Source organism: Lysinibacillus sp. Ag94, from assembly GCF_023242215.1.
Classification (GTDB): domain Bacteria; phylum Bacillota; class Bacilli; order Bacillales_A; family Planococcaceae; genus Lysinibacillus.
This window is the reverse complement of the sequence record NZ_CP096780.1, coordinates 2,485,130-2,508,204: the sequence shown is the minus strand read 5'-3', so window position 1 is coordinate 2,508,204 and position 23,075 is coordinate 2,485,130. Positions and strand designations below refer to the sequence as shown.

The 23,075-nt window shown below is 36.3% G+C and carries 21 protein-coding genes; 15 read left to right on the top strand and 6 right to left on the bottom strand.

Translation table 11 applies throughout. The features are described 5' to 3' along the window. Positions 1-537 precede the first annotated feature (537 nt). Positions 538-660, bottom strand: a complete 123-nt coding sequence (locus MY533_RS22135; protein WP_256469405.1) for a hypothetical protein — start codon at positions 658-660, stop codon at positions 538-540. Between the two features lie 282 nt (positions 661-942). Between MY533_RS22135 and MY533_RS11555 the strand changes: the two genes are divergently transcribed. The 5 genes from MY533_RS11555 (at position 943) to MY533_RS11535 (ending at position 5,334) form a co-directional block, all read left to right on the top strand. Then, on the top strand, positions 943-1,428 hold the full coding sequence (locus tag MY533_RS11555; protein ID WP_248716058.1) for a DinB family protein: 486 nt from the start codon (positions 943-945) through the stop codon (positions 1,426-1,428). Further along, entirely contained in the window at positions 1,415-3,388 is a 1,974-nt protein-coding gene (locus MY533_RS11550; RefSeq protein WP_248716057.1) for a S9 family peptidase, read from the top strand. Before MY533_RS11555 ends, MY533_RS11550 begins: the two co-directional genes overlap by 14 nt. Before the next feature lie 94 nt (positions 3,389-3,482). Further along, positions 3,483-3,956 carry a GNAT family N-acetyltransferase gene (locus MY533_RS11545; RefSeq protein WP_248716056.1) on the top strand — a complete coding sequence of 158 codons (474 nt, stop codon included), beginning with the start codon at positions 3,483-3,485 and terminating at the stop codon, positions 3,954-3,956. A 117-nt stretch (positions 3,957-4,073) separates the two neighbouring features. Further along, positions 4,074-4,574 (top strand): hypothetical protein, encoded by a 501-nt coding sequence (locus tag MY533_RS11540; RefSeq protein ID WP_248716055.1) that lies wholly within the window; start codon positions 4,074-4,076, stop codon positions 4,572-4,574. Between the two features lie 82 nt (positions 4,575-4,656). Then, the gene (locus tag MY533_RS11535) at positions 4,657-5,334 is read left to right on the top strand and encodes a DUF3885 domain-containing protein (protein WP_248716054.1); all 678 of its coding nucleotides are present in this window, start codon (positions 4,657-4,659) and stop codon (positions 5,332-5,334) included. 246 nt (positions 5,335-5,580) lie between these two features. Here MY533_RS11535 and MY533_RS11530 read toward each other — a convergent pair whose 3' ends face one another. Further along, on the bottom strand, positions 5,581-6,183 hold the full coding sequence (locus tag MY533_RS11530) for a LysE/ArgO family amino acid transporter (protein ID WP_248716053.1): 603 nt from the start codon (positions 6,181-6,183) through the stop codon (positions 5,581-5,583). Between the two features lie 107 nt (positions 6,184-6,290). Here MY533_RS11530 and MY533_RS11525 point away from each other — a divergent pair, with 107 nt between their 5' ends. Together MY533_RS11525 and MY533_RS11520 are read left to right on the top strand one after the other, a co-directional pair. Then, positions 6,291-7,718: an aminotransferase-like domain-containing protein gene (locus MY533_RS11525; RefSeq protein ID WP_248716052.1), complete on the top strand. Its 1,428-nt coding sequence runs from the start codon at positions 6,291-6,293 to the stop codon at positions 7,716-7,718. A gap of 107 nt (positions 7,719-7,825) precedes the next feature. Further along, entirely contained in the window at positions 7,826-7,978 is a 153-nt protein-coding gene (locus MY533_RS11520) for a hypothetical protein (protein ID WP_248716051.1), read from the top strand. A 352-nt stretch (positions 7,979-8,330) separates the two neighbouring features. Here the strand turns inward: MY533_RS11520 and MY533_RS11515 are convergent, their stop codons facing one another. Then, positions 8,331-8,747 (bottom strand): YjdF family protein, encoded by a 417-nt coding sequence (locus tag MY533_RS11515; RefSeq protein ID WP_248716050.1) that lies wholly within the window; start codon positions 8,745-8,747, stop codon positions 8,331-8,333. A gap of 720 nt (positions 8,748-9,467) precedes the next feature. Between MY533_RS11515 and MY533_RS11510 the strand changes: the two genes are divergently transcribed. Both MY533_RS11510 and MY533_RS11505 read left to right on the top strand, forming a co-directional pair. Next, positions 9,468-10,058 (top strand): O-methyltransferase, encoded by a 591-nt coding sequence (locus MY533_RS11510; RefSeq protein WP_248716049.1) that lies wholly within the window; start codon positions 9,468-9,470, stop codon positions 10,056-10,058. Positions 10,059-10,125: 67 nt separating this feature from the next. After that, the gene (locus MY533_RS11505) at positions 10,126-11,271 is read left to right on the top strand and encodes an oxalate decarboxylase family bicupin (protein WP_248719196.1); all 1,146 of its coding nucleotides are present in this window, start codon (positions 10,126-10,128) and stop codon (positions 11,269-11,271) included. A 71-nt stretch (positions 11,272-11,342) separates the two neighbouring features. Here the strand turns inward: MY533_RS11505 and MY533_RS11500 are convergent, their stop codons facing one another. Further along, entirely contained in the window at positions 11,343-12,494 is a 1,152-nt protein-coding gene (locus MY533_RS11500; protein ID WP_248716048.1) for an MFS transporter, read from the bottom strand. A gap of 99 nt (positions 12,495-12,593) precedes the next feature. Here MY533_RS11500 and yeiL point away from each other — a divergent pair, with 99 nt between their 5' ends. Beyond that, positions 12,594-13,256 (top strand): transcriptional regulator YeiL, encoded by a 663-nt coding sequence (yeiL, locus tag MY533_RS11495; RefSeq protein ID WP_248716047.1) that lies wholly within the window; start codon positions 12,594-12,596, stop codon positions 13,254-13,256. A 6-nt stretch (positions 13,257-13,262) separates the two neighbouring features. Here yeiL and MY533_RS11490 read toward each other — a convergent pair whose 3' ends face one another. Beyond that, positions 13,263-13,553, bottom strand: a complete 291-nt coding sequence (locus MY533_RS11490) for a hypothetical protein (RefSeq protein ID WP_248716046.1) — start codon at positions 13,551-13,553, stop codon at positions 13,263-13,265. A 282-nt stretch (positions 13,554-13,835) separates the two neighbouring features. Between MY533_RS11490 and MY533_RS11485 the strand changes: the two genes are divergently transcribed. Further along, entirely contained in the window at positions 13,836-14,816 is a 981-nt protein-coding gene (locus MY533_RS11485; protein ID WP_248716045.1) for a diaminopimelate dehydrogenase, read from the top strand. Positions 14,817-15,353: 537 nt separating this feature from the next. On the opposite strand, the gene MY533_RS11480 is transcribed toward MY533_RS11485, so the two are convergent. Continuing rightward, positions 15,354-15,902: a GNAT family N-acetyltransferase gene (locus MY533_RS11480; protein ID WP_248716044.1), complete on the bottom strand. Its 549-nt coding sequence runs from the start codon at positions 15,900-15,902 to the stop codon at positions 15,354-15,356. Positions 15,903-16,012: 110 nt separating this feature from the next. Here MY533_RS11480 and MY533_RS11475 point away from each other — a divergent pair, with 110 nt between their 5' ends. From MY533_RS11475 to MY533_RS11460, 4 genes are all read left to right on the top strand, one after another. Beyond that, on the top strand, positions 16,013-16,678 hold the full coding sequence (locus MY533_RS11475) for a GrpB family protein (protein ID WP_248716043.1): 666 nt from the start codon (positions 16,013-16,015) through the stop codon (positions 16,676-16,678). 418 nt (positions 16,679-17,096) lie between these two features. Continuing rightward, positions 17,097-20,285: an AfsR/SARP family transcriptional regulator gene (locus MY533_RS11470; RefSeq protein WP_248716042.1), complete on the top strand. Its 3,189-nt coding sequence runs from the start codon at positions 17,097-17,099 to the stop codon at positions 20,283-20,285. Between the two features lie 292 nt (positions 20,286-20,577). Beyond that, positions 20,578-21,396 carry an alpha/beta fold hydrolase gene (locus MY533_RS11465; protein WP_248716041.1) on the top strand — a complete coding sequence of 273 codons (819 nt, stop codon included), beginning with the start codon at positions 20,578-20,580 and terminating at the stop codon, positions 21,394-21,396. Between the two features lie 397 nt (positions 21,397-21,793). Continuing rightward, positions 21,794-23,005: a substrate-binding domain-containing protein gene (locus MY533_RS11460; RefSeq protein WP_248716040.1), complete on the top strand. Its 1,212-nt coding sequence runs from the start codon at positions 21,794-21,796 to the stop codon at positions 23,003-23,005. The last annotated feature ends 70 nt before the right edge of the window (positions 23,006-23,075 follow it).

The window sequence follows — 23,075 nt, the reverse complement described above, 5'->3', positions numbered from 1 at the left end:
ATAATGAAGTGTAAATTAGCCTTATTCAACTAAATCGACCGTAGATGGATCCTCATGTTGTTTCTTTTTTTACTTACTATACAGCCTATACAACCAACAATAAATATAAGGATTGCAATGATTTCAAGTGGCACGAATAAAGTCAGAAATCCTAATCCTGCAAATCCGTCTTTTTTTATGTCTGCATAAATGAATGAACCAGCAACTGTGAATATAGGCGTAAAAAATATCGCTAAGTACATGCCCCATATCACAAAATTTAGTGACCAAGAACGTTTAAAAGTAAGAACGAAAGCCATTATAAAAAAAATTATAAGCACCGCGGATAATGAAGTTATAATTTCAACCACGCTCCTTTTATTTCCTATCTTTATAAACTACTTTTAATTTTAACATAAATATCCAATTCAAAATCATCTCTAGACTTTATCATAGACGAACAATCCGTCTTTTTGACAAAGCTACACTGGAGAATATGGGAATTAAACAAAAATAGAGCGAGTAAACGCTCTATAATTCCACTAAGTATTTAAGTAATTACTTATTTCTTTCAAGTTCTTCAATCCGTTTTTCTAACTTTTTAATCTTAGCATCAGCTGAGACAGCAAAGGTGAATGATAAACAAGCAAAAGAAAAGGCCATAAGTGCAAAAGAGTTCATGTAAATACCTCCGAATAAAAATAAAGGAATACTGTTTTACTTTACGTATAAAAAATGGAAAAGGTTTCAAATAGTTCATGGCGATTGAAAAAGATAAAGCTGCAGCGTCGTTACACGCTACAGTAAACGAATGAACACTTTGAAGAAATTAATACATAATGTACTTATCGAATATCAAGAATTTGTAAAGAATCATATTTAAACTAACGCAAGTTTGTTGGGGAGGAAAAAGTTGGATTTATATCGAAATATTATGTAATAAGTTTGATTGGAGCGCCTGCAATGATTAAATTCTTTAAATATAACTGGCAAGTAAGAGATCAATGGTTTGATTGGTGCAATCAACTGACAATTGAAGAGTTGTTAAAAGACCATAGGGGTGGGGTAGGAAATATTTTATATACACTTTTTCACATAATTGATGTGGAATATAGTTGGATTCGTGGTATTCAAGGGAAAGAAGATGTAGCATTTCAGTTTGTTAATTACAATACACTTGAAAAGGTTAAATTTCTTTCAGCTAAATCACGAAATGAAATAGCTGAATTTTTAGCAACAAATTTAGGGAGTTTAAAAGAAAAGCTAGTCAGTGTTTCTTGGGATGAAGATACATATACTGTTGATGAAATATTACACCATATCATTACGCACGAAATACACCACATGGGTCAACTTTCTGTGTGGGCGAGAGAATTAGAATTAAGCCCTGTCCCAGCTAACTTTATTGGAAGAGAGTTAATGAGGAGGACTATTAATGAAAAGGAATGAAAAAACATATTTAAGTATAGAAGAGATTATTTCATTACCAACCTTATTCGATACAAACATAAGTGATGATGGCAAAAACGTAGCATTTGTCAAGAAGATGGCTAACTGGAAAGACAATATTTATAGGAATCATGTATGGGTATATGAAAAAGATAAGGGGCAGTGTTCCCCATTAACAACTGGGGATATGGATAGTTCAAACCCTTTATGGTCTCCAGATTCTAGAGCTATCGCATACCTTAGTCCAGTTGATGATGGGCATAATAAGAAAAACCAGATCTTTGTTAAGTCTAAAGATGATTATAGGGGTGTTCAAATTACTGATGAGAAAGAAGGGGTCAGTAAATTCAAATGGGAGCCTACTGGTAAGGGTTTATATTATGTTGCACCATCAAAAGAATCTAAGGCGATAAAGAAACGTAAGGAACTATATGGAGATTTCCATCAGATAGGTAAGGAATACCAGAAAAATTGTTTATATTATATTGAAATAGAAAAAGTGATACAAAATGATAAAGATGAACACGAAAATAGAGTTGTTAATCAACTAACTGATGGTAAGGATTTTCATGTTCATGAATTTGATATTTCAAATGATGGGAAAAAGGTTGTATTGATGGCTACACCAAGTCCAAATATGGAAGATTATAATAATGGCGTTCTATACGTACTAGATAGTAAAGCTAGGAAACTACAAAAGATAACGATAGATAAGTTGTTGGCAGGGAATGTTTGCTTTTCTCCTGATGGTAGCAAAATATGTTACTCAGCAAGCATAAGGGAGAAGGATTATTATAAGACCCATATACAAGACAGTACGCTAGAAATATATGGTATGAATAATGGAGAGCTAATTCAACCTTTAACAGATTTTGATAGTACGGTTATGCCATTACAGTGGACAGCTAAAGGAATATTAATTAGATGGCAGAATAAAACTAATTATCTTATTGGGTTGTTATCTGAGAATGGCTCTGTGGAAATGTTAAGCGATAAAGTAGATAGCTTTATTATGGATGCTTCTATAACACGGGATGGAAATCATCTATCCTATAATAAGGCTATAACAAATGAAACCTTTGAAATTTATTTAGACGATAAAAAAATAACAAGTGAAAATAGCTTTTTCAAAGGAAAGCTTAAAAGTAATAGGGAAATAATCTCATGGCAAAGTAGTGATGGTCTTGAAATAGAGGGAGTTTTATCAACCCCAGTCGACTTTGACGCGAATAAAAAATACCCCTTATTAGTGGTAGTCCATGGTGGTCCAGCTTGGGCATCATTTCCAATATTTTCGAACTGTTTTAATGAGAAATATCCTATTGAACAGTTTATCGAAAAAGGCTTTATCGTTTTAGAACCAAACTATAGAGGAAGTTCTGGTTATGGTAATGAATTTTTAAAAGCAAATTATAGAAAACTAGGGATTGTTAACTACGATGATGTTATATCTGGAGTGGATCAACTAGTTGATAAAGGGATGGCAAATAAAGATAGAGTAGGGGTTATGGGCTGGAGCAACGGGGGATATATAGCAGCTTTCTGTTCTACATTTAGTAGTAGATTTAAAGCTGTTTCTGTTGGAGGCGGAATAACGAATTGGAGAACCCAATATGTAAATACTGATATACCTTACTTCATAAGGACGTATTTAGGAAATGATCCATGGAATGATCCAGAGGTATATACTAAAACATCACCAATGACATATATTAAATCGGCCTGTACTCCTACTTTAATTCAACATGGCGAACAGGATGCAAGAGTACCAACTCCCAATGCATATGAGCTATATCAAGGATTGAAGGATATGGAAGTTGCTACAGAATTAATTATTTTTAAAGGAATGGCATATAGTTCTGACCAGCCAGGAATTAATGTGGCAATTATGAAGCAGAATTTAATGTGGTTTTCCCACTATATTCTTGGAGAAAGCATGAAAGATTTTACGGTTTTATGAGGATAACCTCACAGGATGCGAAGGAACAAATGGTTTTCCATTGATTTTTAAGATAATTTAAAAATTTTTTTACATAAATACGAGGGGGATTAAAATGGAAATTCGTTCAGTTACAGGTTCAGACTACTATGTAATTTCACCGCTAATCAATGAGTGGTGGGGTGGCAGGAATATGTCGGATAAGTTACCAAAACTATTCTTCGACCATTTTACACAAACGAGTTTCATTGCAGAAAAGGATGGTAAACTTGTAGGCTTTCTAATAGGATTCCTTTCTCAAACTCATTCAAATGAGGCGTATATTCATTTTCTTGGAGTGCATCCTGAGTACAGAAAGCATCATATTGGACAACAATTATACAATAAATTTTTTTATGTTGTAAAACAAAATAATCGAAGTATTGTTCGATGTATAACGTCACCTGTCAACAAAGCTTCGATTGCCTATCATACGAAGATGGGTTTTGAAATGGAAGATGGAGATAGAATTGTTGATGGTCTATCAGTAAATTCCGAATATGACGGACCAAATCAAGACAGAGTTTTATTTATAAAAAAATTAGATTAAACGCTATAGCATTTTGGGTGAAAGCTAGTAGAATGGGAAGATAAATTAGAGATTAGTTTGATAAAATGCAGAAAATTCCAGTTATTGTTGAGAGAAAGTAAGAAGAGAAGGTGTACTATGAACACGAATGATCGGAAAATAAGATTAGCGTTGCTCTTACAAAAGCAAAAAGAGAAAGAAAGAAATGATGAATTGCAGATGCAATTAGATTGGATGTTGGAGCCGTTTTCAACTAAAGAAAGTATTATGCTGATAGATATTGAGGAAAAGGCGAAAATGAAAACTGAATTTATTGCGAGCATCCCAATAATTGAATGGGTAAGTCTAGATTTAGAGAAAATGAATAACAAATTCGTGATACATAATGTTAATAGCGATAAGGTTGCATCGTTTTTAAACTGTGAAGAACTTTACACCGAGAATCCAGTTTATCTTTTCTTACAAGACGACCTACCACCTTACAGTACATTACCTTGGCTAAAGATGCCACTATCCAAGGTTATTGAAAATATTATTCATTTAGCAGCAGAAGATGCCTATCAACAGTATGTATTTTGCCCATCACCTAAATTTGTAATAGAGTTCGTTGAACCTGACTTAATAACCATTGCTTGGTAACAAGGGGTTCTTGATAGATACGTTTCACTAACGGCGCAGGTTAGTATAATAATGATAGTAATCACTAGAAAGAATGGAGTGAATGACGATAGATGTAGGTCAATATTTACATAATGCTTTTCCAGGGCTTACTTTGGCACCTAGTCTTTATCATCAATGGAGTATTGGAATTCACTTTGAATTAGGGACAGGGATTTATCAGCTTAAAGATGATGGTAGTCTGAATAACGAAAGGTTTGACTGCGTTTACAGTCAAGCATTGTCCATTTTCAACGAACTTTTTTCTGATTTGGATGAAATTTTTCTGGTTACGAATGTTTATCTGCACAGGTCTAATACAATTAAGAAAAATCGAATAAAGATTTATGATCGCTATGTAAAAAATAAAAAATTAAAATGCCATTTAAGACAAGAAACTTTACCGTATGTATTTGATGTTGATGAAGTTGACGATTATTATACTTGTCGATTTTCCCTAAAGTGCCGCAAACAAGATTTGAAATTTCCATTGCTTATTAAAGCAGCGTGTAATGAGGATTTCCCCTTAAAACCTAGGTTTGATAAACAATGGGGGCCAGGTTCAAACTATCCAGATGTGTTTTTTATAAATATGACTAAAAATGTGATCTTTTTTATTTATGATGATAGAGGATGCGAGGTCATCGCAACTAATAAAGAAACTATATTCCCTTTATATAAAAAATACGGAGATTGGATTGATGAATACTCACGAGAAGAAATTATTAAACGTTTTAAATAAGAGTTTCAATATGTAATTTTAACAACTTCTATAATCACTTGTTTTTTGGAACTCCCAGGAATACTTCGCTTTTAAAACTGCTCTGCTCCGTTAGTTAAATTTACAGATATCTTTAAACAAAAATAAAAGCTGAACTCTATCGAAATTAGTTCAGCTCATTGTATTTAGGATCAGGAAATATAACAGTCTTACTCAACTTTTGGCTTTTCATAAAAACAGGATACTGAGCGTTTTTAATGTCATAGATTACAGTAAACCACTAACAAGGTAGAGAGCGGTTCCCCAAATAAAAATCGCTGAGCATTTATTAAAAATATTCATAAGCTTACCAGAGCTATCTAGTTTTTTTAAGGATGCTCCAGCAATGATAAGACCGAAAAACCATAACCAAGAAATCAAAACACATGATGCAGTGAACAACATTTGCTCCGTCCCGCTATATTTTAAAGCACTCGTCCCGATAACACCTATTGTATCTAAAATAGCATGTGGATTTAAGAGAGAGACCGAAACTGCAAATAAAATTTGTTTCTTTACAGGAAGTGCTTCGTTATTATCGGTAGATGCAGGATTTGAGCGCCAAATTGTATAGCCCATATAGAGTAAGAAAAGTATCCCTACACTCATCAAGGTGATACGCAACCACTCAAATTGCAGCACAATTATAGATAAACCAAATACCGCAAGTAGTATTAGAAGCGTATCACAAATTGAGGCAGTGATGCTGGCGGGTAAGGCACGAACTAGATGGGGCTGTGTTGCACCTTGGGAAAAGACAAAGACATTTTGTACGCCAAGGGGCAAAATAAGTCCAAATGCTAAAATCATTCCATGTAAAAATGCTTCCAATGAAATACCTCCTTTCACTAAACATTTTAAATATGTTATAACTAAAAGAAAACGACCAATTGGATGGTTTTTAAGCCATCCAATTTCGAAAGTTTGAGGTGATACGGATGAGCTGGCAACCAAGTAGAGAGGGAGACATGACATTACAGCAGCAAATTATTCAGTGGATTACTGAACATATTGAACGAGGGGATTGGGTGGCAGGAACAAAGCTACCGACACAAAGACAGCTAGCGATGCAGTTTGGGGTAAACCGTAGTACTGTTCAACAGGCGTTAGAAGAGTTAAAAGCAGTAGGAATATTGGAATCGAAAGTAGGTTCAGGTATTTATGTGGCACAAAATTCCTGGGATTCATTAATTGTACAAACACAACCAAATTGGCAAAAGTACATAGACACAAGTCTCCATAAGCCTAATTATCTTACTATTCAATTAATCAATGAATACGAGCAGCGAGAAGATATCATTCGATTGGGCACTGGCGAGCTAGCACCTAGTTTATTGCCCACCACTGAAATTGAAGCTTCTTTGAAAGAGCTCTCTTTGCAGCCGAAAGCGTTAGGCTATTCATCACCACAAGGTAGCGATAAACTTCGAGAAGCGATTTGCGAATATGTGAAAAAAAGAGGGATTCATGCAAAGCCGAAAAATGTTTGTATTGTATCTGGTGCACTTCAAGCATTGCAGTTGATTGCTGTAGGACTACTTGAACAGGGTTCTATCGTATTCCAGGAACAGACGTCTTATTTAAATTCAGTCCATCCTTTCCAGTCTGTAGGTATGCAAATGCTGTCTATCGATCGTGATGAACAGCTCGCACAAACGTTAGCCCAAAAGAAAAGAAAAAGGCAGGCCGTATTTTATGCTGTTCCCACTTTAAACAATCCGACTGGTGGAGTATGGACAGCGTTTGAAAAAAGGCAACTATATCAAGCGTGTAAAGAATCTCGTATTCCTATCATTGAGGATGACGTCTATCATGAATTGCTCTTTGAAGCTGCAACGCCACCAATTAAATCAATGGATGAAAGCGGGCAAGTCCTTTATATTGGCAGTGTTTCGAAAACATTAAGCCCCGGACTTCGTATTGGCTGGTTAATTGGGCCAACTACAGTAATTGAGCGATTAGCAGATATAAAAATGCAAACAGATTACGGATCAAGCGCCATCTCACAGGAAATTGTGCTGCATTGGTTGCAATCAGGGAAGTATGAAAAGCATATTAAGAGTTTGCGGAAAGAATTAATGTGGAGGGCCAATTTTGTTGAGGGTATATTACAAGAGAAATTTGGGAAAATTGCTAGTTGGGATAAGCCGAAAGGTGGCTTTTATATTTGGCTAAAGTTTCACGAGCCAATCGTAGATAAAGAGTTATTCACCAAGCTATTGCATCGACAAGTTCTCATTAATCCTGGCTATATTTACGATCCGCAAGATACTCAGCATATTCGATTATCATATGCCTATGGAACAGAAGTAGAGCTGGAAAAAGGCTTAAATATCCTATTTGAAATTGCAAGCAAGAAAAAATGAAGTTTCAAGTAGATTCTAAAGAAGCCCGCTTTTTGAATGTCCTGTGGCAAAAACCACACTCATCTTACGGGTATGAAAGATAAATGCTGTAGACAAGAGAGTGATTCATGGCATGGGTCATAGTCGTTCCCGATGAAAAAATAATGATATTTGAGCAAGGCATTAAATGGGTAGGTGGATGGATGAACGAAAAATGGCTCCATGATAGCGGGTTATTAGAACATGTAGATTTGGCGTGTCAAGTCCTTAATATTGTGTAAAATTTTATACAAAGTTTTTCAAGCTTGATTTTAGTTTTCCTAAATTTTACAGCTCACGTTGGAATTCGCCGCTAAAACTTTGAGTTTCGCCGCCAACCACACAAAGAACGCCGCTAAACCATAGAATTGCGCTGCCAACCAAGCAAAGAACGCCGCTAAACCATAAAGTTTCGCTGCTAACAAGCTTTTTCGCGGTTCTATCAGCGAAGTTTGGCGGAGGTCAAATTTGACAAAATTAACTCACTTTCAATATCCTCCTAATCCTTCTGGAGAAAAGTGGGGGGATATTAAAAGTTTAGCAAATCCCTAATAAAAAAACTGACAACATTAGTTGTCAGTAAAAAGAATGATATTACCTACCTTTATGTTTATTTTTAGACTTTTGAACTTTGATATTCCGAATATATTCTTTGCGTTCTTCTTTAAGTCGTTTATTGGTAATAGATTTTTCTTTTTTTCTAAGTGCCAGCTCTGCTTTTATCGCTTCCTCGGCCTTAGAGGTGATACTTGGATTTCTTAGTTCTTTTGCAACTTTTCTTTGAAGCCTTTTAGGGTTGATTTTCTTCATTTTAATTTGTTGGATAGGTATTCCATCATGTTTATCATTATTTTTGATAAAATCCAACAAATTTTTATTTACAAAATCAAAGACTTCTTGATCTTTAGGTTCATTCCCAAAAGTATACTTGTATGCTTTGTATTTGTTTTCGGAAATGGTTTCTATTAGCCCTATATAAAATTGGCCATCATAAAAAATGGTTAGTTTCATAGTAGGTCCCTCCTCATAGTAAAATCGAATGATGGACATCCCGAGGAGGGGAAGGTTACTGACATCATATTAATGATGCATCCGGACTACCAACCGAATCGTGTTTTTTCATTCAAATAGTATTATAAACGATTTGTTATTATTTGTAATGGAAAATTTATGATTCCGCTATCAATATTATGTAATATATGTAATTTTTATCATAAAAATAGCCGCAGTGTCATCATACGAAATGAAAGAGGTTTAAATCAAAAAAGAGCAACTAAAACTGCGTTCTAAAATTTAATTTATTAATTTGGTCAACTATCTCTTTTGTTGAATATACAGTAGCGAAAATAAAGACAGCCTTTAGTAAAGCGGGAATAGATATTGCCATGCATCGGTACAACTTTTAACTTTTTTATGCTATGAATACTTTATTTAATCTAGGAAATTAAAATAACGGTGGGATAGCAAACTGCAATGACGTTTGGGGCGATGCATAATACTAAGCTATCCCGAAGTAAATATATGTAAAATTATTCGATAACATTCCAACTGTAAATATAGTTAAAATAATAAGATGGGTTAAGCATTTTAAGGAGGCGTCAGACTAAAACCGTTATACATAGTAGCGATTACTTTGAAAAGCACCTTTACTAAAGGAAGTAATGTTTTACAAAGGGATTTTAAGGGAAAAAGCGAATATATAGTGTAAAATCGTAAAGGTGGTTGGTCATTATGGTATCGAAATATCGCTCCAATACATATATTCCGGAAATGGTGAAGGCATGTAAATTGTTAGCCCAAAGACATGATTTCAAGCATTCTTGCTCAGATGAGGCAGGAAGATTGCTGTCAGTACTTGTTGGTCAAATCACACATGGGACAATCCTTGAAGTCGGGACTGGCTTTGGGGTAGGCAGTGCTTGGATTCTTTCTACCATTGCACCAAATGTTCAATTTGTCTCAGTTGATCATGCAAAGGAAAAAATCGATGCAACTGCTCAAACACTTCGTCATCAGCAGGCAGAATTTTTAGTAGGTGACTGGAAAGAAGTGATAGCGAAAGGTCCTTTTCAATTTATTTTTGCTGATGCAGCAGCTGCTAAAACGATTGAAGGCGTGCAACTATTGGAGGCATTAGCAGTTGGAGGTATGTTAGTGATGGACGATTTTACACCAGAAGAACATTTTCCAGAAGAATGGAGAGGGAGGCCTGATAAGGTTAGGGACTTTTGGTTAAATCATAAGGAATTAAGAGCTACCGAAATCTATTTAACACCAACATCCTCTGCTATCCTCGCAACAAAGCTGAGAGGGAAAGAATAATTCCAGTAAAAAATCCATACATATTTACATAACGATTTCTTTATGAAGAGGTGAATCATTGGAGAACATGCCAGAGGGCTATTCTTATGTTCCGCAGCCTATTCGGAAAGACGGGGCAGGGTGGGTTGATAAAGGGCCGAGAGATTTTATGAGGGATCTAGAAAATCCAAATTTGCTTGTCCCTCCAAAAACAGATGCTGGACTTGTACCAAATTTAAAATTCTCTTTTTCTGATACACATATGGTTTTAAAACATGGCGGCTGGTCTCGAGAAATTACTGTTCGTGATTTGCCAATCGCCACTACATTGGCAGGTGTTAATATGAGTTTGACACCAGGTGGAGTACGTGAACTGCATTGGCATCAACAAGCAGAGTGGTCGTATATGCTTCTTGGTCATGCACGCATTACAGCAGTCGATCAATATGGGCGTAATTTCATTGCTGATGTAGGACCGGGAGATTTATGGTATTTCCCACCTGGAATTCCGCATTCCATACAAGGTCTTGATGATGGCTGTGAATTTCTACTGGTGTTTGATGATGGACATTTTTCAGATCTCAGTACATTTTCAATATCTGATTGGTTTGCTCGTACTCCTAAAGATGTACTGTCCTCTAACTTTGGTGCTCCTTTGAGTGCTTTTAATCATATTCCAAAAGAACAGGTCTATATTTATCAAGATAAAGTTCCAGGACCTCTAGACACACAAAAAGTACAATCCCCATACGGTACAGTCCCTCAAACCTTCAAGCATCGCCTGCTTGCCCAAACTCCTATTAATACTCCTGGTGGTAGCGTTAGAATTGTGGATTCAACAAACTTTCCTATTTCAAAAAATATCGCTGCAGCGCTTGTCGAGATTAAGCCTGGTGCAATGAGAGAGCTGCATTGGCACCCGAATAATGACGAATGGCAATATTACCTGCAAGGACAAGGGCGTATGACAGTGTTTGCTGCAAATGGTGTGGCTCGAACATTCGATTATCGTGCAGGAGATGTAGGGTACGTACCGTTTGCAAATGGTCACTACATTGAGAATACCGGCACAGAGACATTATGGTTCCTTGAAATATTTAAAAGTGATAGATTTCAGGATGTTTCGTTAAATCAATGGATGGCCCTTACTCCCTCTGAGCTAGTCCAAAGCAATTTAAAGATTGGTCCTGAACTTCTTAACGTATTAAGAAAGGAAAAATGGCCAGTTGTATAAATAGCTTATCCAAGGGGAGTGTATAGAAATGCAGGTAGGAAAGATCAAAGACCTTTCCTACCTGCATTTTTTTAATATTGATATTTATTTCTAGTTGCAAGCAGTATACCGATAGCTGGAACAGTACAAATAAGCATTGCTGCAAATGATAGTCCAGGTGAAATCTCGTATAAATAGCCGCCTAAAAATGTAAGGATCGCTGTACTTAACCCCATTGCTAATGCAGAGTAGAGGCCTTGCGCATTTGGAATTTGTTCCTTCGGCAATGTTTTTGTTAAATAGCCGATAAAAGCGAAATGTGCGAGAGCGAAAGAAAATGCATGCAATGTTTGAGAAGCGATAAATACCCAGACATTAGGGAATAGGTAAATAAGTAACCAACGTAGCGAAGAACTACTTGCTGCTAAAAGTAATAAAGAAGATGAGCTCCATTTTTTAAATAATGTATCAGCCTTCATAAAGTATAAGATTTCGCAAATAACGGCGATGTTAATAATCATCCCCATATAGAATGGATCAACATGTAAATCCCCTAAATATATATAGCCATAGCTGTAATAAGAAGCATGTGCGCCTTGCAACAGAATAACAACTAATAAAACAATAGGGAAGCCTTTAATAGACCATAATGTTTTCATCGACAATGATTTTGCACGTTGTTCTTTCGTCGGTACAATGAGTAACTCTTTCGGTGTAGCCATTTGTTGCATCAACAGCATACCAATCAGGCCGACCACCATACTCCAGAAGATAATGTCATTGCCAAATGCACCTGTCAGCATACTAATGATTAATACTGCAATGACAAAGCCAAGGGAACCATAGGAACGGCTTTTGCCATAGTGTACATTTCCATGTTGTACGAGCGTTGCTGCACTACTTTCAACGGCTGGTAGCAGTGCTGGATAGAAAACGCTAAATAAAAGGGTAATGATAAGAAGCGAGATAAAGCTCGTGCTTAGTATGTAAAGTAAAGTTGTGACTAGTGCACCTATTGCAAGAATGCTAATGAGTCGTTTATTATTCACATATTTTGCAAGCGTCGGGAAGAAAAATAGATTTGATGTTGCACGAGCTAAAAGACCACAGCCCATTACGACGCTAGCCTGTGAAACAGTAAGATGTTTGGCATCTACAAGCCAACCAGTCCAGTAAGGTAAGAAAATACCCCATGTAAAGAAAAATGCAAAGAAATTTTGAGAAAGCCATCGTTGATTGTTCATAAATTTTTTTGTACCTCCAATTTAACTATGTTGAATAATAGCACGTTCATCGTTACAATAATGTGAGATATCTCACATTTCGGAGGAGAGAGTAAAATAATGCATATACTGACAACTGAAGAACGTTCTTATTATCTTGATAAATATCCAATAGATGATTTTTTTTCTTTTGAAATTGATCCATTTCTCGAAATATGTAAGTTTGACAAAGGTGAATGGATTTTTCAAGAAGGGTCATTTCCAAATACGCTATACTACATGATCGAAGGAAAGGCAAAGCTATACATGACACACAAAAATGGCAAGGTCTCGCTTATCGATTACTTGGAGGCACCACGTTTTATGGGGGAAATTGAGTTGCTTAATGAGGCAAGATATACGAAAGGGATTCAGACAGTAACCGAGACGATTTGTTTTTCGATTACACAGTCCTGCAAAGAAAAGTTACTCACGGATGTACTATTTTTGCGTAAACTTTGTGTGTTTTTAGGGGAAAAGGCGTTCAAAATGACGTCAAAATATACACAAAATCAAGCATTTCCACTTGAAAATCGACTGGCTGCATTTATTCAATTTTCGTCAGATCAAGGAGTTTATAAGGAAAAGCATACTGAAATCTGTGAATATTTAGGGGTTTCCTATCGACATTTATTATATGTACTTGCGCAATTTTGCGAAGAAAAAATTTTAGAGAAGAAAAAGAATGGCTATCACATTTTGAATGAAGAGCGTCTCGCTGAATTGGCACAGGAAATACTGTGAGGAGTGCTATTGCTTATTGTATTCACTTTTTTTAACTAACCAACGTACTATGTCCTTTCCGCTATAGTAAAAGGAAGCCTCATTGACTCTTTGGTTTTGTGTGGAGATATTTGAGGTTTCCTCCATAACGCCAAAAGGTATAACCCTTAAACATTGGTGTGTGTTCGGTGGAATCTTTTTGTGCTTTGCTTTAGTTTCGATATAAGCTGTAGTAGATTTTTGTGCATTTTGGATTGGACGAGTGAGTAATTTCCCTTGTTCCATTGTTGTGCTTGGTGAATAACAATTATCTTTCATTCAACATGCCCCCTTTGTCGTTAGTGTTATTGTACAAGACATACGGTCGGAATAGTCTCAATTTACAAGGCTTTAACGAAAACTTAAAGGTTAGTCGTTAGATTTGTAAAATGTAACCGTATTCATGCCATTAACGAATAGAAATCATAGAAAACTTGTATAATTTCAAAGGAAAAACACGTACTCGAACTATTGTGAATTTTCCTAACAAAACGTATTATTGTAATTAGATTTAACGTGAAAAGTTTCACAGAGTCACGTAATCGTGAGGAGGAATTTTTAATGGGTGCAATTCGAGTAGGTATTGTAGGTTATGGAAATTTAGGGCGCGGAGTAGAGTATGCTATCTCGCAAAATCCAGATATGGAATTAGTAGCGGTATTTACACGTCGCGATCCTTCAACTGTAAACATCGCAAGTAATGCAAGTGTATATTTAGTAGATGATGCTGAAAAATTCCAAAATGACATTGATGTAATGATTTTATGTGGTGGCTCAGCGACAGATTTACCAGAGCAAGGACCACATTTCGCACAATGGTTTAATACAATTGATAGCTTTGATACACATGCGAAAATTCCTGAGTTTTTCGAGGCAGTCGATGCAGTAGCTCAAAAATCTGGAAAAGTATCAGTCATTTCTGTTGGCTGGGATCCAGGTTTATTCTCATTAAATCGTATACTTGGGGAGACAGTTCTACCAGTGGGTACAACTTATACTTTCTGGGGAGATGGATTAAGTCAAGGACATTCAGACGCTATTCGTCGTATTGAAGGTGTTAACAATGCTGTACAATACACATTACCAATTAAAGAGGCTGTAGACCGTGTTCGCAATGGTGAAAATCCTGAGCTGACAACACGTGAAAAACATGCACGTGAATGCTGGGTTGTTCTTGAGGCAGGTGCAGATGCTGCAAAAGTCGAGCAAGAAATCGTGACGATGCCGAATTATTTTGATGAGTATGACACTACAGTAAACTTTATTTCTGAAGAGGAATTTAAAGCAAACCACACTGGCATGCCACACGGTGGATTCGTAATTCGTAGTGGTGAAAGCGGCGCTAACGACAAACAAATTCTTGAATTCTCATTAAAGCTTGAGAGTAATCCAAACTTCACGTCTAGTGTTCTAGTAGCTTTTGCACGTGCAGCTTATCGCATAAACGAAGCAGGGGACAAAGGTGCTAAAACAGTATTCGATATCCCATTCGGTCTGTTATCATCAAAATCAGCTGCTGAATTACGTAAAGAACTTTTATAATAATCAAAAACAACCACTGAAAGAAGTTAAAGCTTCCTGCGGATGTACAACTGCTGAAAAGTAAATTAAACCTCCATTCATCTCACACCTTTTAGTGAGGTGAGACTACGGCTGAAAGAGGTAAAACTATCTATTAAGAATCTGGGACATAACTAAATTGTTCCTTCATAAAGCCAATAATCTCTAAATTAACAAAATACGATTACTAGAAAAACCGAACTATCCCGAAACACTTCATAAGCGTTTCATTGGATAGTTCGGTATTTTTGTTGGCTGAAACACATTTGTCCCTTGTAAGTGAACGAATCGCCCCACATATGTAAGGCAGATTTTTACAATAACCGTTCGGGTGCATACATATAAACCATCGCTCAAACGGTTATAAAAGGAAAATTATATTCACGTTTTTGAAAGTTGAATCTTTGATTTTCGTAAGCTAACGGTTCTCTTTCCTTAACATTTTATATAAGAAGATTGACTTTTTTTCTTATGAGAGTGTGTACGAGAAACAGTATTATTCTTGTCTACTTTATAAGCTTACTTTGCGTTTATAAAGTAAACTAGATGATCAGTCCATTTGTCGTCTTCGTATATGAATCCTTTCCTCGTGCATTCATAAACCATCCCAACACCTTCTGCTAACTTTATAGATGCTATATTATCAAGGTTTATGTGAGCTTCAACTCGATGATACTTTAATTTTTCAAACGCTAGAGCAATGGCTGCTTTTACAGCTTCTTTACCATAACCTTGTTTCCAAAAGTGGTTATGAATTGTATATCCGAACCTGGCCCATTGAAATTCTTCCCTCATAATTGTCGAAAAGTCTATAAAGCCAATATGAGTATTGTCCACTTTTCTAAACACTCCAAATACATATACTTTGTCACTCTTTGCCATCTGATGATGTTTAGTAACTAAATCACGAAACCATTCTTTCGTACAGATGCTCATATCTAATTTACCTTCATCGTATTTATGTTGAGAAGGTAAACGATTTTCATATTGGGTAAGCCAAGTAGAATAATCACTTTCTTCTATTAATCGAATAACTAATCTTTCTGTTTCCGTCCTTATCTTATTCAATCGAACACCTCATCTATTTTATTCTTATATAGTATATACGATATATGGAATTTATCTCCTTTTAATCAATTATGCCTCGGTAAATTTGATTTTATGGATTGTAATTATAAATGCAAACTATATTGATGAATGCAAAAGAAAATCTTGCGAAGAATCCAGATGAAATATTTCATGTTGGCGATAAGGTAAAAGTGGGCTATGATGGTAAAATAAAGGATAAAGTGCCGATTGGAATTGCTAATGTACCGCTTTGTAATTGGGGGGAGTTTTATATGGAAAAAGTAAATTTTTTTAATAGTGAACTATTTCATGAAAAAGCTGAGAAAACTTTTTTGATACACAAAAATAAAATAACAGAATTTCTACCAGAGGCTGATATCCAGCATGTTGGTAGTTCAGCAATTCCGAATAGCCTTACTAAAGGTGATTTAGACATCCAAGTACGTGTTGGTGCTGAACAATTTTCGAATGCAGTAGAACTCCTATCTAATTTATATGAAAGTAATGATGGAAGTGTCAAAACGGATACCTTTAGGGCATTTAAAGATGATACAACTATACCTCCTTTAGGAGTTCAATTAACTGTAATTGATTCTGAGTTTGATTTCTTTTGGAAGTTTAGGGAAGTTTTATTGGCAAATAATAAATATCGAGATGCATATGATAAATTGAAGCAAGAATATGAAGCCAAATCAATGGATGCCTATAGGGAAGCTAAAGATATCTTTTTCCAAAGACTTATGGAAACTTCTGAGTTTAAGAAATATGACAAATAATTTTTGTGCCGCATTCGTCTATGGTAAAGAAACTTGAAAAAATAGTAGTAAAATATTGCGCGGGGTATAAAGCGGTACTCCTCTCGTAATTTGTTTTTAGAACAATTACGATACGCGAGTTTTCTCATAATAGTATTAGATTTTAAAACGCATAAAAAGTTTGGGATGAGTTTATAAGTATGCCATATATACTAGTTGATTGGAGTGGAGACTGGGTGACTACTAGAGAATTAGCGTCATAGACATCCGATGCCCCAGGAAACTTTGCTCTGTGCGAAAGCGAAGCGACAGCAACGAAGCGCCCAGTTAGAACTGTAATCAACCCCACGTTATAATGATGAGTCTAGAATTTAAAAGATTTTATGCTTTGAAAACTTGAAACCTTACATAACCAGTTGAATGGGGAGGTTATCACCAAATGACTACAGACATTATTATTCAATCAAAGTGTATTCCACCGAGTCCTTCCAATCATTGTATTAGTAGAGCTATATTAATGAAAACATTGAAAAAAAACCTAAACCATTCTTGCACACTAATCCACAGTGGAGCAGGGTATGGCAAAACAACCATCCTTACACAATTTCTACATGCACAATCAAGCAAATTTTCCTGGTATAGTGTGTCGGAGGAAGATGATAATATATTGCCGTTTTTAAGGCATTTATTTTTTAGTATCAAACGTATTGTTCCGAGCTTTGGTCAAGAATTTGATGCATGGAATCAATTATCCCGTTTTCCGAAAATAGAGGAACTTAATCGTTGGTTTAAGCTATTTGTTAATAGTTTATGTGAAATCGAAGTGCCGATGTTAATTGTCATTGATGATTACCATCTTGTCGATCATGAATTTCATATTAATTATGTGATGGAAAAGATAATTGAGTTTTCACCACCGAATATTCATTTTATCATCGCCTCTAGAACGTTACCGAATTGGGATATTACGAGAAAATTAAAGCTACAAAAAAAATTACTCGTTATTTCAGAAGGTGAATTAGTGTTTTCTTCAGAGGAGATCGCTGTTTTTTTCGAGGAATATGTAACAGTACATTTAACAGAAGAAGAAATATCTAAGGTTTTAGAAATTACAGAAGGTTGGGCAATTAGTATTTCTTTATTAGCAGAGCAATGGAACAATGAATCCTTAGAGCATTGGCTAAATGTCTCTACTAATGATCTATTCACCTATTTATCAGAGGAAGTTTATGTTAAAATGTCAGCATTCGAGCAAGAGACGATACTAAAGCTGGCGATTTTCCCCACATTTTCTGAGGAGTTTATTGCACAATTTTATGGTTTGGAAATAGCAGAGGCGTTAAAACAGTTTGTACAGCGACATTTATTTATTCAACCGATCACAACGGATGGTTTATATCGTTTTCATGCATTGTTCATTCGCTTTTTAGAGCTAAAATGGCGACAAAATGCTTCACAATATATTGCATTACATAAACAAGCAGCATTGTATTATGTAAAAGAGCACAATATACAAGCTGTTCTTCATCATGCATTTAAAACGAATGAACAGGATTTTTGTGGTGAATTATTACAAAATCATGCTGAAAGTCTAGTTCGTGCAGGACAATTTGAGTGGCTATTAGAAAAAATAAATCGATTTTCAGCTGATGAAAAATCGAAATATTACAAATTATATTATTTTGAAGGTGAGTGCCACCGCTATCGTGCTTATTATGAAAGAGCGAAGCAGTCCTATGAACATTGTGCAAGCATCGCGAAAAATAAGAATGATTATCTCTTTATGACGAAATCGCAAGCAGGTTTAGCACATATTTATCTTGATACAATCCAGCCAGCATTAGCAGAGCCATATTTGAAAAAGGCATTAGAGCTAGCGAATCATACACCGTTAAATGAAGAGGAACTTCTCGAATTGCAACGTCAGTATGCAGAAAATTTGGTGAATTTAGGGAAGGCTAAAGGTGCACAAATTTTTATAGGTGAGGTTGCTTTGACGGAGGATGTGCTACAAAGAGCAAATGTCGATGTTCGAATATTGTTAAGAACAGGGCAGCTACTAGAAGCAAAGGAATTGCTAACGCAGCGGTTGGAATTACCGCCACAGCTTGTCGCGACACATAGAGAGAGTGAGCTGTTGGCATCATTTGTCTGTGCGTTATTAGGGCTGGGGAAGGATGCATGGTATGCTGCTCAGCATGGGATTCGTAGGGGGTTACAGGAAAAATCAGTTTTTATTGAGGCGGTTGGTTATATTCGCAAAGCACATGCTTTACTATTAATAGATTTTCCGGACTATCAAGGAGCCTGCAATGCTTATGAAAAAGCCCTTACATTGTTGAATACCATTAATATTTCTCGCGTAAAGGCCGAACCGTATATGGGACTAGCAATTGTCAAACATGCGCAAGGAGATATTGTTTCTGCTAAAAAATATGTAGCCCTTGCATTACGGGAAACGGAGCAAGTTCAAGATGCATGGATGACCGCTCTTATATTAATCGCCGAGGTTAAAATTATTATTTCACAACAGGAATTTGCACAAGCGCGGCAATTATTAAAAAAGGCACAGCGACTATTCCACGACTGTGGCGATCAAAATGGTGAGATGCATGTTCTATTCTTTCAATCGGTCATTGCCTTCAAAGAACATAATCTTCAACAATTCAATCATTATTTTCAGCAGTTTGCCCAGTTATGCATCAATAATGGCTATGACTACTTTTTACAAAGGAAGACCATTCTCGGTCCGCAAAATCGGATAATTTTTTATGAGCTTTTACAATTTAGTAGAAAATGTGATGGAGAAAATGCCGCTATTTTAGCAATGCGTAACTATTTTCAAGTAGAGGACAATATTGTTTATCCACATGAGGAAGTACGGGTAAATTTATTCGGAAGCTTGGATTTAATAAGAGATCATCGAAAGCTTGAAGATAAAGAATGGCAGCGTGATAAATCGAAGGAGCTCTTCGTCTATTTATATTGTCATCGCCACCGTTTTGCACCAAAGGAAGAGATGGCACAGGCATTATGGCCAGAGCGGAATGTTAATTCGCTCGATAGGGATTTCAAAGTTGTCTTGAATACGTTATTAAAAGTTCTTGAGCCAAATAGAAATGCGCGTCAGGACAGTTTTTTTATTCAGCGTAAAAATAATATGTACCAATTGCAGCAAATTCAAATTTTGCAAATTGATGTCGAACGCTTCCATTACTTTTATGAATTAGGGATGGAGGAATTCGATCCGCAATTGTCAAACGAATGGCTGCATCTTGCTGAAACAAGCTATACGGATGCACTTTATGCTGAAAAAAAACAATTAGATTGGCTTATACAGGATCGTGAAAAATTACAGTCATTATATATTGAAGTACTAGAAAGATTGGCACAAAATGCGACGAGACAACAAAATTATAAGCAAGCTATTTATTATGCAGAAAGAATGATACGTGAGGATCCGCTATGGGAAGAAGGTTATCGGTTGTTGATGTATAGTTACTATCAATTACAAAACCGCTCCCTTGCGTTAAAATGGTATGAAAAATGTGTGCAGCAATTAAAAAATGAACTAAATACAACACCGATGGAATCGACGATGGTAGTTTATGATTTAATAATGGGCTAGGACGAATTAGAGCAAAGATTCCTGGGGTCGTCCGATGAGCCGCTTAGGCAACAGATGTTTTTTGTGCGAAAGCGGAGTGTAACGTAGCGGCAGCAACAGATGTTTTTTGTGCAAAAGCGAAGCAACAGCGGCAAGATGTTTTTTGTGCGAAAGCGAAGCAACAGGAAGTTGGTCACGAAGGATGTGATGTTTTTTCCTTTGGTCCTCTATTGCTAATCCCCAAGGAGTCGCCCTATCTTCACGCCAATCAACCGATTCCTATAAGAATTATAAAAATATTGGAGGAACTACTATGTCATTTTGTAAGGTAAGTAAGGCGAATATTTACTATGAAATAATAGGGACCGGAACACCAATCGTTATGCTCCATGGATATTCGCCAGACCACAGACTAATGAAGGGATGTATGGAGCCTGTTTTTGCAGAAAGGGAGGGCTGGAAACGAATCTATATTGACCTTCCTGGGATGGGCAAAACGACAGACTATGAAAAGATCGATAATTCAGATGAAATGCTAGAGGCCGTAGTAGAACTAATTCACTCATTACTACCAAATGAACGTTATTTATTGGTAGGAGAATCTTATGGTGGATATTTAGTACGAGGAATTTTGAGGGAGTATCATGAACAAGTTTTAGGGGCTGGGTTTATATGTCCACTGATTATTCCTAATAAACAAAGTCGAACAGTACCAGTACAAAGTATTGTTGCGGTGGATAAAGAGTTTTTATCGACATTAACGAAAGAGGAACTAGAGGATTTTAGCTCACATCTTGTTGTTTTAGATGAATATAATTGTCATCGCTATACAAATGAAGTGTTAGCAGGTCAAAGAAACGCAGATGTAGAATTTTTAGAAAAAATCCAAGGAAGCTATCGTTTTTCTTTTTCTGTAGATGAAATTTCATTTAATAAACCTTGCTTATTTTTGCTGGGTAAACAGGATTCAATGGTTGGCTATAAGGACGCTTTTGCCATTTTAGATAAATTCCCAAGAGCAGCCTTCACCATTTTAGATAAGGCCGGGCATAACTTGCAAATTGAACAAGCGGAATTGTTTACGAGCCTAATGAGTGAATGGTTGGAGCGGGTAGAAGAATTTAATAATTAATCTTTAGGGCTAACTATAAGGATTCACCAAATTAGGTGAGTCCTTTTTATGTGCGCTCAGAAAACTGTAAATTTCTAAAAGATTCCGATAAATCGATAAAAGATTCCGATAAAATCAGAAATTGTTCCGATAAAAAACAATTTTATTCCGATAAATCTCACTTTGCTTCAAAAAAGGGCTGCAGCTAAGATTTGAGTACATGAAGGTCGATATTTTTCAAAAGTTGGGTGATAAACAATCAAAATTTCTCGATAAATTTTAAAAATGTTTCGATAAACCTTCACTCCCGGAAAAAACACACTTATGTTGTAACTAATTTGTAACTGAAGTTTTATATAGTGTTTTCATAGCAACGAAAGCGCTTTCTATTTTAGTTCATTATGAAAGGGGTTTTGGGATGAAGAAGCATTGGCTATTTATGCTTTTATTGATGCTGACGATGTTGATGGTGGCTTGTAATTCAGAGGGGTCTGAAGACGATACAAAAGGGACTACTGAGGTAGGTGGCACGATTAAAATTGGTGTGCTTGCGTCATTGACGGGTGCCCTTGAGTCGTATGGGAAACAAACAAAGAATGGCTTTGAATTAGGGATTGATTATGCTACAGGAGGCACGATGGAAGTTAACGGTAAGAAAATAGAAATTGTCTATGAAGATACAGAAACAAAGCCTGAGGTTGCGGTACAAAAAGCGACAAAGCTATTAGAAGATGACAAAGTTGATTTCTTAGTAGGTTCCTCTAGCTCAGGTGATACGCTTGCTGTTCTACCTCTGGCGGAAGAATACCAAAAGATTATGGTGGTAGAGCCGGCAGTAGCGGATAGCATTACGGGCTCAGAATTTAATAAGTATATTTTCCGTACAGGTCGAAATTCTTCCCAGGATGCTTATGCAGCGGCGGCAGCGATTGCAGGAAAGGGTGTTAAGATTGCAACGTTTGCACCGGATTATTCTTTTGGCTGGGATGGGGTGAAGGCATTTAAGACTGCTGCGGAAAAGCTGGGCGCAGAAATTGTTTTAGAGGAATATGCCGATCCAGCAGCAACTGATTTTACGTCCAATTTGCAAAAAGTAATTGATAAAAAACCAGATTATTTATTTGTTGTATGGGCAGGTGCAAACTCACCGTGGAATCAAATTGCAGATTTGAAAATTCAAGAAAAGGGCATAAAAATTTCAACGGGTGCACCAGATATTATTGCATTAAAGTTTATGAATCCGTTAATTGGTATGGAAGGGTTCTCCGTTTATTATCATACGTTACCACAAAATGATATCAATAAATGGTTAGTTGAGGAACATAAAAAACGCTTCAATGAAGTTCCGGATTTATTTACGCCAGGAGGCATGTCTGCAGCTATCTCAATTGTAGATGCGCTGAAAAAATCAGATGGTGATACGGATGCAGAAAAACTTATCGGCATTATGGAGGGGATGTCATTTGAAACGCCTAAAGGAAAGATGACTTTCCGAAAAGAAGACCATCAAGCATTACAGTCGATGTATTCTATCCGTCTGGAAAAACAAGATGGTGTAGATTATCCGGTACCAGTGCTAATTCGTGAGCTTAGCCCTGAAGAAACGGCACCGCCAATTATGAATAAGTGACATTACGAGACAGATATTTTTCTGTCTCTCTTCACCCACTTTCAAATGAGAATGGGTGAAGAGAGATAGA